Consider the following 15,308-nt stretch of genomic DNA (forward strand, 5'->3'; position numbering starts at 1 on the left):
GTCAGGCCTGCGGATCGGCCAGGCCGCTCAGGGTGAAGATTTCAAAGCCCGTTTCCGTCACGGCCAGCGAATGCTCGAACTGCGCCGACAGCGAGCGGTCTTTCGTCACCGTCGTCCATTTGTCAGGCAAGACCTTGACCTGATAACTGCCCACGTTGAGCATCGGCTCGATGGTGAAGATCATGCCTGGTTCGAGCACGATGCCCGTGCCGGCGCGGCCATAGTGCAGCACTTGCGGCGTGTCGTGGAAGACCTGGCCCACGCCATGGCCGCAAAAGTCGCGCACGGAAGAAAAGCCCTGCGCCTTGGCCACAGCTTCGATGGCGGCGCCCACGTCGCCCAGGGTTGCGCCCGGACGCACGGTGTGGATGCCGGCCATCATGGCGTCGTACGCCGTGTTGACCAGGCGGTTCGCCAGGATGGAGACGGCGCCCACCTTGAAGGTGCGGCTGGTGTCGCCGAACCAGCCGTTGAACTTTGGCGTCACGTCGATGTTCAGGATGTCGCCCACTTTCAGGATCTTGGTGTCCGACGGGATGCCGTGCGTGACCACGTGGTTGACGGAAATGCAGCTGGCGTGCTTGTAGCCGTGGTAGTCGATGGTGCCGGGGATGGCGCCGGCGGCGCGCATGAATTCTTCGCACAGGGCGTCGAGTTTGGCCGTCGAGACGCCGGGTTTCACGAAAGGCGTGATGTAGTCGAGCGTGTCGGCGGCGATGCGGCCGGCCGCGCGCATGCCGATGAAACCTTCTTCATCGTGCAGGGGAATTTTCTTGCCGTGTTCAAGCTGGGTGGAGTAGCGCATGGGGATTCTTTTCTTTGTCAGTGTGTGGTGGTATGGGCGGCCCAGCCGCGCACGGCGTCGTGCGAGGCACGCAGCATGGCGTCGACGCTGGCCGGTATCGGCCGCTCCTGGGTCAGGTAAGGCTTGACGACGGCCACGGGGGCGTCGATCAGCACGAATTTGAGCAGCATGTGATCGAGGTCCAGTTCCGTGGTGGCGGGCATGGCTTCGGCGCAGCGGGCGAAGCAGGCGTCGAGCGCCGCCTGCTCTTCTTCCACGGCGGCGGCCAGCTCCTCGCTGATGCCGCCGTTGAAATCGGGGCTGTCCGCGCATTGCAGCAGGAAGCGCGCGTATACGGGCTTGCGCCGGCACCAGTCCAGCAAGCCATGCACGCCGGCCCAGGTGTCGCCGCCGAGCCAGCGGCTGGCCACTTCCTCGCGGAAGTCGCTTTTCACGCGCAGCCAGGCGCGCGCCAGGATGGCGTTGCGCGAATCGAAGCGGTGATACACGGAACCGATGGGCGCCCCCGCCTTGACGGCGATGGCGGCCATCGACACGGCGCCCACGCCGCACTGGGCGGCGACGGCGATCGCGCTGTCGATGAAGTTGTTTTCGTTGAATTTAGCTAGTCTGACCATTCAAATAGAATACAGATTCTATTTGAATCCGTCAAGCACCCTGTCCGCCAGGCAGGTCAACAAGAGTTGCCATGCTGCCTTACAATGCTTGTACGAACCGCCACAAGGAGAACTCGCTTGCTTACGCCCCCCTTCATCGCCTCCTCCCGCTTCGACGATCCACGCCTGGCACTGGAACAGGTGCAAGCCATCTACCGCAGCAGCATCGAACACTTGCGCGATGCGCTGCAGCGCTTTGTCGCCGGCGAAGACATGCACGAGCGCGTGCGCGCCTGCTACCCGTTCGTGCGCATCCAGACCGACACCGTGGCGCGCGCCGATTCGCCGCTGGCCTACGGTTTCGTCGCCGGCCCCGGCGTGTTTGAAACCACCCTGACCCGCCCCGACCTGTTTGGCGACTACTACCTCGACCAATTCACCCTGCTGCTGAAAAACCATAACCGGGGCCAGAAGGTGCACCTGGAAGTGGGCGTCAGCGCCCAGCCGATTCCCGTGCATTTCTCGTTCGCCGAGCATGACCATATCGAAGGCAATATGGATGCGGGCCGCCGCCTGGCCATGCGCGACCTGTTCGACCTGCCCGACCTGTCGGCCATGGACGACGGCATCGCCAACGGCACGCACGAACCGGCGCACGGCGAAGCGCAGCCGCTGGCCCTGTTCACGGGCCCGCGCGTGGATTATTCGCTGCAGCGCTTGCGCCACTACAGCGGCACTTCGCCGCAGCACTTCCAGAACTTCGTCCTGTTTACCAATTACCAGTTCTATATCGACGAATTCATCCGCCTGGGCCACGCCATGATGGACCGCGCGCCCGACGCCGCCGCGCCATCGGACGACGACGGCTATGTCGCCTTCGTCGAACCGGGCAACGTCGTCACGCGCCGCGTGGGACAGACGGTGGAAAGCGAGGATGCGCTGGGCGCCGCGCCGCCGCGCCTGCCGCAGATGCCCGCCTACCACCTGCTGCGCGCCGACGGCAGCGGCATCACCATGGTCAATATCGGCGTGGGACCGGCGAATGCCAAGACCATCACCGACCATATCGCCGTGCTGCGCCCGCACGCCTGGCTGATGCTGGGCCACTGCGCCGGCCTGCGCACCACGCAAAGCCTGGGCGACTACGTGCTGGCGCATGCCTATGTGCGCGAAGACCATGTGCTCGACGAAGACTTGCCGCTGTGGGTGCCGATCCCGCCGCTGGCGGAAATCCAGCAGGCGCTGCAAACGGCCGTGGCGGAAATCACCCAGCTGACGGGACATGACTTGAAGCACATCATGCGCACGGGGACGGTGGCCAGCACGGACAACCGCAACTGGGAACTGCTGCCGCAGCGCACGCCGGAGCGCCGCTTCAGCCAGAGCCGCGCCATCGCCCTGGACATGGAAAGCGCGACGATTGCCGCCAACGGCTTCCGCTTCCGCGTCCCGTACGGCACCTTGCTGTGCGTCAGCGACAAGCCGCTGCACGGCGAAATCAAGCTGCCCGGCATGGCCAACCACTTCTACCGCGAGCGCGTCGACCAGCACCTGCGCATCGGCATCCGCGCCGTAGAACTGCTGCGCCGCCAGGGCGTGGACCGGCTGCACAGCCGCAAATTGCGCAGCTTTGCCGAGGTGGCGTTCCAGTAAGCCAACGTGATCGCTGGGCGGATCTGACCATCTGCCCAGCACTCAAGACAATCAGGATATCCATGCATTTTGTTCGATGGTGCGCGCTTGCCGCGCCACTTTTCCTGTCGGCGCCAGCGCTGTCAGCAACCCTCGTCACACCCACGCATGTCACCATGCATCCGATCATCGAGCGCGCCGAAGAGGGCTTTGACGTATGCGGCATCAAGCTGACTGCGACGGTGATGGTCGGGGAAAATCTGGAAAGACACGAGGTCCTGTTGCTCACTTCAGCGTCGACATTGCGGGGCAGTGTCAAGGCGGGAAGGAACAGCCTGCCAGTTAGCCAGCTCGATGCGCGGCCGATACAACACCAGCCGAAACTGCCGGGCCCCACGGGATTCTGGCTTGCCGCCGCCGACCAGGGCAAGGCCATGCGCATGCAGCCAACGCGGTCCGATGAACCTGGCTACCTGACCGGTGCCGTCCCCCTGCCTGCCGCCATCGACCAGCTGGAGCACTTTGTCGCCGGCAAAAAAATGCAGTTCGGCATCGAATATGCTGCCGGCCAGCCCCAGTACGCCATCAGTTTTTCACAAAAAATGCCGCTGCCAGCACGCACCGATTTATTGGCATGCTTGCAAGGGCAACTTGAGACGATGCGCGAAAAACACAAAGATATGCTGCAACAATAACAAACGGCGCCTTCAAGGCGCCGTTTTTATGCTCCCGTCGCTTACAGGAAGCGATCCAGAATCTTCCGCGTCGTCTTGTCGATATTAAACATGTCGCGGATCAAAAAGTGGATGCCGTGGTTGTCGGCGATCAGGAGCGACGCGGCGCCGATGCGGCGGATGTCTTCCTCTCCCTTCAGCACGAACTGCGTCTCGCCACGGTCCGTGTCGACGTACCAGGTGCACGGCGTGGCGAAGCTGGAGACGCTTTTCACGCGCGCGATCTCGGGCATGAATTCGCGCCCTTCCAGCTCTTCCTGCAGCAGGCTGCGCGCCGGCTCGGGCAAGGCATCGACGTGGTCGATCCACGCCACTTCCTTGCCATTGCCCAGCACCAGCGAAATGCCTTCGTCTGGCGACTGGATGGGAAAGGCGCGCACGGGCGCCACGCCTTCAAACACCTGGCCGTCCGCGTCCGTCATCACCAGCTTGCCGAAGGGGTCGCGGTGTAATGTAAAGTTTGTACTGGCCATGCTTATTCCTTGTCATCCAGGGCGAGTTCGTTGTTGCGCGCCTGTGCTTCGTAGAGGCGGAAATAGGCGCCCTCTTTCGCCATCAGTTCATCGTGGCTGCCCACTTCGACGACCTGGCCGCGGTCCAGCACCACCAGGCGATCGGCGCGGTGCAGCGTCGACAGCCGGTGCGCGATGGCGATCGTGGTGCGGCCCTGCACCAGGTTGTCCAGCGCCTTCTGGATTTCTTTTTCCGTTTCCGAATCCACCGACGACGTGGCTTCATCCATGATCAGGATGCGCGGGTCGATCAGCAGCGCGCGGGCGATGGAGATGCGCTGGCGTTCGCCGCCGGACAGGCCCTGGCCGCGTTCGCCCACCATCGAATCGTAGCCTTGCGGCAGGCGCAGGATGAATTCATGCGCATGCGCGGCGCGCGCGGCGGCGATGATTTCCTGGCGCGTCGCGTGCGGCTTGCCGTAGGCGATATTTTCCGCGATGGTGCCGAAGAACAGGAACGGCTCCTGCAGCACCAGGCCGATGTTGCGGCGGTAGTCGGAGACGGCGAACGAGCGGATGTCGACGCCGTCGAGCAGGATCGCGCCTTCCGAGACGTCGTAGAAGCGGCAGATCAGGTTGACCAGGGTGCTCTTGCCCGAGCCGCTGTGGCCTACCAGGCCGATCATCTCGCCCGCCTTGATGTTCAGCGTGATGCCGCGGTTGACGGCGCGGTTGCCGTAGCGGAAACCGACTTCGCGCAAATCGATGCGGCCTTCGACCTTCTCCAGTTTCACGGGCTGCGCCGGCTCCGGCACGCTCGACACGTGGTCGAGGATGTCGAAGATGCGCTTGGCGGCCGACGCCGATTTCTGCGTCACGGAGACGATGCGGCTCATGGAATCGAGGCGGCCGTAGAAGCGCGTGCTGTAGGCGATGAAGGCGGTCAGCACGCCGACGGTGATTTCGCCGCGCGACAGCTGCCAGATGCCGAAGCACCAGATGACCAGCAAGCCCATCTCCGTCAGGAACGAGACGGTGGGCGAGAACAGCGACCAGACCTTGTTCAACTTGTCGTTGACGGCCAGGTTGTGCGCGTTGGCGTCGCGGAAGCGGGCCGCTTCGCGTTTTTCCTGCGCAAACGCTTTCACCACGCGGATGCCGGGGATGGTATCGGCCAGCACGTTGGTCACTTCGCTCCACACGCGGTCGATCTTTTCAAAGCCCGTGCGCAGGCGGTCGCGCACCAGGTGGATCATCCAGGCGATGAAGGGCAATGGCGCCAGCGTCATGACGGCCAGCCACGGGTTCATCGACCACAGAATGACGCCCGTCATGATGATCATCAGCACGTCGGACGCGAAATCGAGCAGATGCAGCGAGAGGAAGACGCAGATGCGGTCGCTGCCGCTGCCGATGCGCGCCATCAGGTCGCCCGTGCGCTTGCCGCCGAAAAATTCCAGCGACAGCTTCATCAGGTGTTCATACGTCGCCGAGCGCAGGTCGGCGCCCATGCGCTCGGACACCAGGGCCAGCACATAGGTCTTGCCCCAGCCCAGCAGCCAGGCCAGCAGGGCCGAACCGAGCAAGCCGCTCATGTAGTACACCACCAGCCACGGGTCGATATGTTTGCCGTTCTGATACGGGATCAGCACATTGTCCATCAGCGGCGCCGTCAGGTACGGGGGAATCATGTGCGCGGCGGTGGAGAGCAGCATCAGCAGGAAGCCCAGCGCCAGCTGGCCGCGGTAGGGATGGGCGAAGCGCCACAGGCGGAACAGGGTCCAGGTCGATGGCGGCGTATGCAGCACCTTGGCGCAGATCGGGCACTCTTCCTGCTCGGGCTCGAGCGGTGCCTTGCAGCTAGGACACACTTCCTGCTCCGCTTCCAGCACGGGCTGGCCCGTCAGGTGGCTGTCGAGGCGCTCGACGAACTGCTCCAGCACGCGGATGGCGTGCAGGTTCTGGCCCAGGGTGAAGCGCCACGACGCCAGGCGGCCGTGGTCGTCGAACAGTTCCAGGTGGCCCACGCCGGCGTGGTCGTGGTGCGTAAGGCGCAGTCCGGGGCGGAAAGACCAGCTTTTCCACGCGCTTTCGCCCGGTGAACGGGCCAGCAGGCGCTTCTCGGTGACAACTATTATGCCTTTTGTGAAACGTAATCGCGCATCGAGGTCAACCTCAACGCTACTTAAAACGTTCTCCCCTGGAGAAAGCTTGCTTTCCACTTCCGCCAGCCAGTGTTCCGGCACGGTCGCCGGCAGGGAAGCAGGAGGGATAGTTGTTGCAGGAACACTCAGTTCAGTTGTCATCGTAAAGCATACTCCGGCTCGAGGCCAAGCCCTTCACAGGGCGGGATTTGGGGGATAGGGCAAGTGCCCGATCAATGTTTGTGTACTGCGCGATGGCGGGTAGATGCACCAGTGGCAATTTCCTGTATTGTATCGAATGGATGCTTGTCAGTAAGGAACGGATAGCAAAACGGCGCAAAAAAACGCCCGATAATCGCAGCAAGTGCCAGGCAGGCGCGGCGCTTTTGCAACGCGGCGCAAGGGCTGGAGTATACAACAGCTGGCCGCTGCGCAAATGTCGCCGCCTAGCCACGGAGATGGTGTTTTTTTAGTAAGAATGGCAACATTTAGTAACAATTAGAATGACAACACCAGCAGAATACGAGAAGCAAACGCGACAAGAGACCGCTAAAAGTGGCACACTGCGCATACCCGGGATAAAGAACCAAGCACGAGCCTGAAAAGACTCTGTAAAGCCAACATAAAGTATCTGGCGCCCAGACGCCTGGCTTGTTATCAAGAAACCACTTACATGATCAAGAAGAAGAACATCGAATTCGTCCGCGTCACCCACTTGCGCGGCCCCAACATCTGGACTTACCGCCCGGTGATTGAAGCCTGGGTCGACATCGGCGAACTGGAAGATTACCCATCGAACACCTTGCCCGGCCTGTACGAGCGGCTCGTCGCCTGGCTGCCAGGCATGATCGAGCACCGCTGCGGCGTGGGCGAGCGGGGCGGCTTTTTCGAGCGCCTGCGCGAAGGCACGTGGTCGGCCCACATCCTCGAGCACGTGGTGCTGGAGCTGCAAAACCTGGCCGGCATGCGCACGGGCTTCGGCCAGACGCGTTCGACCAGCCAGCGCGGCGTCTACAAGATGGCCTTCCGCACGCGGGAAGAACAGGTCGGCCGCGCCGCCCTGGCCGCCGCGCGCGCGCTGCTGATGGCCGCCATCAACGATGAAGCCTTCGACCTGGAAGCGGCCCTGGCGCCGCTGCGCGACATGGTCGACGCGCGCTGCCTGGGCCCGAGCACGGCCAGCATCGTCGATGCCGCCACCGAGCGCCGCATCCCGTCCCTGCGCCTGAACGACGGCAACCTGGTGCAGCTGGGCCACGGCGCCGCGCAGCGCCGCATCTGGACGGCGGAAACGGACCGCACCAGCGCCATTGCCGAAGGCATTGCCAGCGACAAGGATCTGACCAAATTCCTGCTCAAGTCGTGCGGCGTGCGCGTGCCCGAGGGCAGCCTGGTGCGCAGCGCCGAAGCGGCCTGGGAAGAAGCGCAGGACATCGGCGTGCCCGTCGTCGTCAAGCCGTATGACGGCAACCATGGCCGCGGCGTCTCGCTGAACCTGATGACGGAAGCGGACGTGAAGGCCGCCTACGAACTGGCCGCGCGCAAGGGCGACAGCTCGGCCGTGCTGGTGGAAAGCTTCATCACGGGCGACGAGCACCGCCTGCTCGTCGTCGGCAACAAGCTGATCGCGGCTGCCAAGGGTGAATCCCTGTGGGTCGATGGCGACGGCACTTCCAGCGTGCTGGAACTGGTCAATACGCAGATCAATACCGATCCGCGCCGCGGCGAAGGCGAAGACTTCCCATTGGGTACCGTCAAGCCGCACGAATCGGGCGAGATCATCCTCGAACTGCAGCGCCAGGGCATGACCGCCCTGTCCGTGCCGCAGGCGGGCCAGAAAGTGCTGATCCAGCCGAACGGCAACGTGGCCATCGACGTCACGGACGACGTGCATCCGTCCGTCGTGCACGCGGCCCTGCTGGCCGCCCGCGTGGTGGGCCTGGATATCGCCGGCATCGACCTGGTGACGAAGGATATTACCCGACCGCTGGAAGAACAGCGCGGCGCCATCATCGAAGTCAATGCCAGCCCTGGCCTGCTGGCGCACATCAAGCCGGGCGTGGGCCAGCCCCGCCCTGTCGGTGCGGCCATCGTCGACCACCTGTTCGCAGCCGAGGAAACGGGCCGCATTCCCCTGATCGGCGTGACGGGCACGCGCGGCGCCAGCCTGATCGTGCGCATGCTGTGCAAGCTGCTCAACCTGTCCGGCCTGCACACGGGCGCCGTCTGCAGCGAAGGCATGTACCTGGACCAGCGCCGCGTCGTCAGCAGCGACTGCGTGAACTGGGACGCGGGCCAGCGCTTGCTGCTCAACCGCACCGTGCAGACGGCCCTGTTCGAGAGCAATCCGCGCATGATCCTGGCCGAAGGCCTGGCTTACGACAAATGCCAGGTCGGCATCGTCACGGACATGGGCAGCCTCGATAGCGTGAAGGATTTCGACGTGCTGGACGACGCCGGCCTGTACAAGGTCGTGCGCAGCCAGGTCGACGTGGTGGTGCCGAGCGGCGTGGCCGTGCTGAACGCGGCCCACCCGCAAGTGCTGGAACTGGCCGGGCTGTGCGACGGCACGGTCACCCTGTACGCGCAGGATGGCAGCTTGCCTGCCATCGCGGAACAGCTGGCGAAAGGCCAGCGCGCCGCCTTCGTGCGCGGCAACCACATCGTGCTGGCCGAAGGCGGCATCGAAACGGTCCTGCTGTGCCTGGACCTGCTGAAACCGGCCACGGCCGGCAATGTCGACAGCGTGCTGGCCGTGGCCGCCGCCGCCTGGGCCCTGAACCTGCCCGTCGACCTGATTTGCGCCGGCCTGCGCACCTTCGACGCGGCCCCCGGCTGCATCGGGAATTGAAAAACCAGAAACGTCGAACCAACCCCGCCGCGCGTCGCGATGTGCGGCCGCCGATCCTCACCGTGCATCCGCACGGCTGCGCTTCCCGGCCACCAATCCCATCCGCGCGCGACGGTTTGATTTGACGTAAAAGCCCGGCTTCGGCCGGGCCCACAAGAACACAACAGGATTACGGTTTAATTATGGAAGTATCTCGCGTACGGGCCCTGCGGGGCCCTAACCTCTGGAGCCACGACACCGCCGTGGAAGCCATTGTTTCCTGCACCACGCAGGAACTCGACATCGCCCAGCTGCCCGGCTTTGAAGCCCGCCTGCGCGCGCGCTTTCCGCAACTGAGCCCGCTGCAACCGCTGGGCAATTACAACGCCGCGCCGATGGCGCAGGTGCTGGAACTGGCGGCGCTGGGCCTGCAGGCGCAAGCCGGCTGCCCCGTCACCTTCAGCCGCACCACGCCGACCCTGGAAACGGGCATCTTCCAGGTCGTCGTCGAATACTCGGAAGAAGCCGTGGGCCGCCTGGCCCTGGAACTGGCGCAGCAGCTGTGCCAGGCCGCGCTGGCAGACGCGCCGTTCGACCTGGCCGGCGCCCTGCACCAGCTGCAGGAACTCGACGAAGACGTGCGCCTCGGCCCATCGACGGGCGCCATCGTCAACGCCGCCGTGGCGCGCAACATCCCGTTCCGCCGCCTGACCGAAGGCAGCCTGGTGACGTTCGGCTGGGGCAGCAAGCAGCGCAAGATCCAGGCCGCCGAAATGGACGGCACCAGCGCGATTGCCGAAGCCATCGCGCAGGACAAGGAACTGACGAAGAAACTGCTCGATTCGGCCGGCGTGCCCGTGCCGCAAGGCCGCGTCGTCGTCGATGCGGACGACGCCTGGGCGGCCGCCTGCGATATCGGCCTGCCCGTCGTCGTGAAACCGAAGGACGGCAACCAGGGCAAGGGCGTGACCGTCAACATCACCACGCGCGAGCAGCTGACGGCCGGCTTCATCGCGGCGCAGGAATTCCGCGACGATATCCTCGTCGAGCGCTACCTGCCGGGCCACGATTTCCGCCTGCTCGTCATCGGCAACAAGATGGTGGCAGCGGCCCGCCGCGACCCGCCGCAAGTGGTGGGCGATGGCCAGCACACGGTGCGCGAACTGGTCGACCAGGTCAACCTGGACCCGCGCCGCGGCAGCGGACACGCCACCTCGCTGACGAAGATCCGCTTCGACGACATCGCCCTGGCCAGCCTGGCCAAGCAGGGCTACGTGGCCGACTCGGTGCCGCCCGTGGGCCAGCGCGTCATCCTGCGCAATAACGCCAACCTGTCGACGGGCGGCTCGGCCACCGACGTCACCGTCGACGTGCATCCGGAAGTGGCGGCGCGCGCCGTCGCCGCCGCGCACATGGTGGGCCTGGATATCTGCGGCGTGGACGTGGTCTCCGACAGCGTATTGAAACCACTGGAAGAACAGAACGGCGGCATCGTCGAAGTGAACGCCGCGCCGGGCCTGCGCATGCACCTGGCGCCGTCGTTCGGCAAGCCGCGCCCTGTGGGCGAAGCCATCATCGCCGCCATGTTCGCCGAAGGCGACGATGGCCGCATCCCGGTGGTGGCCGTCACCGGCACCAACGGCAAGACCACCACCGTGCGCCTGATCGCCCACCTGCTGACGGCTTCCGGCCTGCGCACGGGCATGACGAACACGGATGGCGTGTACATCGAAGGCCGCCAGATCGACAGCGGCGACTGCAGCGGCCCGCGCAGCGCGCGCAACGTGCTGCTGCACCCCGACGTCGACGCGGCCGTGTTCGAGACGGCGCGCGGCGGCATGCTGCGCGAAGGCCTGGCCTTCGACCGCTGCCAGGTTGCCGTCGTCACCAACATCGGCGCCGGCGACCACCTGGGCCTGAACTACATCACCACCGTGGAAGACCTGGCGGTGCTGAAACGCGTGATCGTGCAGAACGTGGCCGACAGCGGCGTGGCCGTGCTGAACGCCACCGACCCGGCCGTCGCCCGCATGGCCAAGAACTGCAACGGCACGGTGACCTTCTTCGCCGCCGACAAGACGCACCCCGTGATGGCCACGCACCGCGCGCAAGGCAACCGCGTGGTCTTCGTCGAAGACGGCAAGCTGGTGGCGGCACAGGGCAAGGAGCGCCACGAGATCGCCCTGTCGCAGGTGCCGATCACGCGCAATGGCGCCATCGGCTTCCAGGTCGACAACGTCATGGCCTCGCTGGCCGCCGCCTGGGCCGTGGGCCTGGACTGGAAGACCATCGCGCTGGGCCTGAAAACCTTTGCCAATGAAGCCGACAACGCGCCGGGCCGCTTCAACGTCTTCGATTACAAGGGCGCCACCCTGATCGCCGACTACGGCCACAATCCGGACGCCATCCTGGCGCTGGTGCAGGCCGTGGAAAGCATGCCGGCCAAGCGCCGTTCGGTGGTCATCAGCGGCGCCGGCGACCGCCGCGACGAGGACATCCGCCAGCAGACGGAAATCCTCGGCGCCGCCTTCGACGACGTGCTGCTGTACCAGGACCAGTGCCAGCGCGGCCGCGCCGACGGCGAAGTGGTGGCACTGCTGCGCCAGGGTCTCGACGGCGCCAAGCGCACCAGCCATATCGATGAAATCAATGGCGAATTCGTCGCCATCGACAAGGCCCTGGCGCGCCTCGGTGAAGGCGATTTGTGCCTGATCCTGATCGACCAGGTGGAAGAAGCGCTGGCGCACATCGCCAAGCGCGTCGCCGAAGCCTGATCGCTCGCTGACGGAAGACAAGGGCGGCCCGCGGGCCGCCCTTTTTATTGGCGCGCGCCGGAGCCAGTCGCGCACCCGCATGGTGCAAAAGCACCCGCTAGCCTCCTTGCAAGCTTGTAAATTCGGGCATGAAAATTGCTCATAAGAAAACACAAACTGGGCTGACAAGAAGGCGGGGCAAGCATGGTGGGCAGAATTTCGCGCATGATCGGGAAATTGACGGTGGGGCGCAAACTGGCGCTGATCTATTTGCTCGACCTGTCCGCCGTGATCTTCATTTCCGGCATCCTCATCAACGAAAAATACCTCGCCATCGATTTCTCGCGCAAGGAGATGGCGGGCAACGCCTACATCGCCGTGATCCGCGACGCGCTGCTGCCCCTGACGCGCGCGCCAGCCGAGGCAGGGGCATCGGCGGTGGCCGTCGAACAGGCGGAACGCCAGTTCGGCCCCGGCATGCGCAGCGCCGACTTGAGCGGGGAATTTTCAGCCCTGCTGCGCCAGGCCGGCACTCCACCGACAGCGCATGACGGCGTCGCGCCCTCGCCCGCCTTTGTCGCCGGACGCGAACTGCTCACGCGCGTGGGCAACCAGTCGAACCTGATCCTCGACCCCGACCTCGACAGCTACTACACCATGTCGCTGGTGATCCTGCGCTTTCCGGAACTGCTGGAAGTGATCAACAGCACGCGCGACCTGGCGCTGCAGCTGGCCACGGCCGACGGCGCGCAGCGCCAGCGCATGCAGACGCAGTTCCTGATCCTCGAAGGACGCATGGACGCCACCATGGGCGGCATCCGCAGCGACTACACGGAGGCGTTCGAGGCCAGCTCGCCGCTGCTGCGCCAGCACCTGAACGCCTCGCGCGCGGCCCTGCAGCAGGCCGTGGCGCAGTTCCGCGGCAGCACCCAGGCGCTGGCCGGCGCGCAAGCCAACCCCGCCGGCGTGCAGGCGCTGCGGCGGCACGATGAAGTGGCGCTCGCCGCCCTGCGCCTGGCGTGGAGCGATGCGGCAAACGAATTGCAGCGCCTGATCCAGCTGCGCGTGGATGGTTTTTTCACGCGCATGTGGCTGCACCTGGGCACGGCCGTGCTGCTGCTGGTGATGATTCTGGGCCTGGTGTTTTTCGTCGCGCGCCAGATCGCCCTGCCCATCCGGCGCCTGGCGCGCGTGGCGCAGGAAGTGCGCGAAACGGGCGACCACAGCCTGCGCGCCGTCTGGGACAGCGAGGATGAAACGGGGCGCCTGGTGGGTGCCTTCAACACCATGCTGGAGCAGCTCGATTTCCAGCGCGTGGAACAGCAGGACCTGGTGGCGCGCGCCAGCGCCGCCGAGGCGCAGCGCCAGCTGGTCGACGCCATTCCCATCCCGCTGATGGTCACTTCGATCCCGCACCACCGCGTGCTGCACGCGAACCACGCCGCGCATGCGTGGCGCGGCGGCCAGGAACTGGACCCGTGGGTCGGCGGCATGAGCGCGCACGCCCGTTCGCGCTTTTTCCAGCGATTGAGCGACCTGGGCGCCGTCGACGAATTCGAGGTGTCCTGGAGCGGCGGCGGCACGCCCACCTGGGCCCTGATTTCCGCGCGCCTGATCGACTACCAGGGCCAGCGCGCCGTGCTGTCCACCTTCACGCCGATCAACAAGATGAAGCTGATGGAGTCGCGCCTGGAACTGTGGGCCAAGGTCTTCGAGGCGTCGGCCGAGAGCCTGATCGTGATGGATGCGGACATGCGCATCATCACCGTCAACCAGGCCTTCCGCCGCCATGCGCTGTACGACATGGTGGAGCTGATCGGCAAGCGCCCGGCGTTCTTGCTGTCGCCGCAAAACAGCCACGAACAGCTCGACAGCCTGCGCCAGACCCTGGCGCGGCGCGGCTACTGGCAGGGCGAGATCTGGATACAGCGCAAGTCGCTCGAAGCGTATCCCGCGTGGCTGGTGATGAACGCCGTGCGCGACCTCGATGGCGTCACCACGCACTTCATCGCCAGCTCGCTCGACATCAGTGAGCGCAAGGCCAGCGAACGGCAGATCGAGCACATGGCCCACCACGACGCGCTGACAGGGCTGGCGAACCGCCACGTGTCGAAGCTGCGCCTGGCGGCCGCCATCGCGCAGGCGCGCCGCAGCGGCGAAAAGGTGGGCGTGCTGTTCGTCGATTTGGACCGCTTCAAGCACGTCAACGACGCGCTGGGCCACCATGTGGGCGACGCGCTGCTGCAATCGGTATCCGCGCGCCTGCTGCAGCTGGTGCGCGAAGGCGATACCGTCAGCCGCCTGGGCGGCGATGAATTCGTCGTCATCCTGAACGGCATCGGCGACGCCGCTGCCATCGGCGACCTGCTCGACGCTCGCCTGATCCCCGCCATGCGCCAGCCGCACCAGGTGGAAGGCAGCGAATTGTACGTTTCCTGCAGCGTGGGCGTGGCCATCTACCCGGACCACGGCGCCGACATGGATACGCTGATGCGCCACGCCGACGCGGCCATGTACCAGGCCAAGAGCGCGGGCCGCGACCATGCGCGCATGTTCACGCCGCAGATGGAAGAGCAGCAGCTGCAGCGGCTGCACCTGGAAACCGATCTGCGCCACGCCATCGAGCGCCACGAACTGGTGCTGTACTACCAGCCGCGCGTCGATGCGCACAGCGGCCAGCTGAATGGCGTGGAAAGCCTGATCCGCTGGCAGCATCCGCAGCGGGGACTGATTGCGCCCGACAGCTTCATTCCCGCCGCCGAGGAGTCGGGACTGATCGTGCCGATCGGCGCCTGGGTCATCCGCGAAGCGTGCCGCCAGCACGTGGCTTGGCGCGCGGCCGGCGCGGGCGAGATCGGCGTGTCGATCAACCTGTCGGCCATCCAGCTCAAACACGGCGGCCTGGTGGCGACCTTGCGCGAGGTGCTGCGCGAATTTTCCATCGCACCGGGCCTGATCGAATTCGAGCTGACGGAATCGATCCTGATGGAGAACGTGGACGACACCATCGCCACCCTGCAGGCGATCAAGGCGCTGGGCTTTGCCCTGTCGATCGACGATTTCGGCACCGGCTACTCCAGCCTGAACTACCTGTGCCGCTTCCCGCTCGACAAACTCAAGATCGACATGAGCTTCGTGCAGAACATCCACAATTCGCCGCAGAACCTGGCGGTGACGAAGGCCATCATCGGCCTCGGTCACACGCTGGGCCTGAGCGTGACGGCCGAAGGCGTGGAAAGCGCGGCCGATGCCGAGGTGCTGCGCCACGCCGGCTGCGACGAACTGCAGGGCTATTACTTTGCCCGTCCGATGCCGCAATCGCAGCTGGCGGCATGGCTCGCGCAAGACTGCATGGCTTGACA

9 protein-coding genes are annotated in these 15,308 nt (G+C 65.2%); 5 read left to right on the forward strand and 4 right to left on the reverse strand.

Annotated features, from left to right (window positions below):
* Position 1 precedes the first annotated feature (1 nt).
* Together map and ACZ92H_RS01775 are read right to left on the reverse strand one after the other, a co-directional pair.
* Entirely contained in the window at positions 2-805 is an 804-nt protein-coding gene (map, locus tag ACZ92H_RS01770) for a type I methionyl aminopeptidase (RefSeq protein WP_131371041.1), read from the reverse strand.
* A gap of 17 nt (positions 806-822) precedes the next feature.
* Positions 823-1,422 carry a TetR/AcrR family transcriptional regulator gene (locus tag ACZ92H_RS01775; RefSeq protein WP_131371045.1) on the reverse strand — a complete coding sequence of 200 codons (600 nt, stop codon included), beginning with the start codon at positions 1,420-1,422 and terminating at the stop codon, positions 823-825.
* Between the two features lie 84 nt (positions 1,423-1,506).
* On the opposite strand from ACZ92H_RS01775, the gene ACZ92H_RS01780 reads away from it, so the two are divergent.
* The gene (locus ACZ92H_RS01780; protein WP_465048223.1) at positions 1,507-3,054 is read left to right on the forward strand and encodes an AMP nucleosidase; all 1,548 of its coding nucleotides are present in this window, start codon (positions 1,507-1,509) and stop codon (positions 3,052-3,054) included.
* A gap of 62 nt (positions 3,055-3,116) precedes the next feature.
* Positions 3,117-3,728, forward strand: coding sequence for a hypothetical protein (locus tag ACZ92H_RS01785; RefSeq protein ID WP_465048222.1), 612 nt, complete (start codon positions 3,117-3,119; stop codon positions 3,726-3,728).
* Between the two features lie 41 nt (positions 3,729-3,769).
* On the opposite strand, the gene ACZ92H_RS01790 is transcribed toward ACZ92H_RS01785, so the two are convergent.
* Both ACZ92H_RS01790 and ACZ92H_RS01795 read right to left on the reverse strand, forming a co-directional pair.
* Positions 3,770-4,240, reverse strand: a complete 471-nt coding sequence (locus tag ACZ92H_RS01790; RefSeq protein ID WP_465048221.1) for a cyanophycin metabolism-associated DUF1854 family protein — start codon at positions 4,238-4,240, stop codon at positions 3,770-3,772.
* A 2-nt stretch (positions 4,241-4,242) separates the two neighbouring features.
* Positions 4,243-6,525: a cyanophycin metabolism-associated ABC transporter gene (locus ACZ92H_RS01795; RefSeq protein WP_465048220.1), complete on the reverse strand. Its 2,283-nt coding sequence runs from the start codon at positions 6,523-6,525 to the stop codon at positions 4,243-4,245.
* A 511-nt stretch (positions 6,526-7,036) separates the two neighbouring features.
* On the opposite strand from ACZ92H_RS01795, the gene ACZ92H_RS01800 reads away from it, so the two are divergent.
* From ACZ92H_RS01800 to ACZ92H_RS01810, 3 genes are all read left to right on the forward strand, one after another.
* Positions 7,037-9,214, forward strand: a complete 2,178-nt coding sequence (locus tag ACZ92H_RS01800; protein ID WP_465048219.1) for a cyanophycin synthetase — start codon at positions 7,037-7,039, stop codon at positions 9,212-9,214.
* A 182-nt stretch (positions 9,215-9,396) separates the two neighbouring features.
* The gene (cphA, locus tag ACZ92H_RS01805; protein ID WP_465048218.1) at positions 9,397-11,967 is read left to right on the forward strand and encodes a cyanophycin synthetase; all 2,571 of its coding nucleotides are present in this window, start codon (positions 9,397-9,399) and stop codon (positions 11,965-11,967) included.
* Between the two features lie 204 nt (positions 11,968-12,171).
* Positions 12,172-15,306 (forward strand): EAL domain-containing protein, encoded by a 3,135-nt coding sequence (locus ACZ92H_RS01810; RefSeq protein ID WP_465048217.1) that lies wholly within the window; start codon positions 12,172-12,174, stop codon positions 15,304-15,306.
* Positions 15,307-15,308 lie beyond the last annotated feature (2 nt).

The sequence above is a fragment of the Janthinobacterium foliorum genome, from assembly GCF_978021625.1.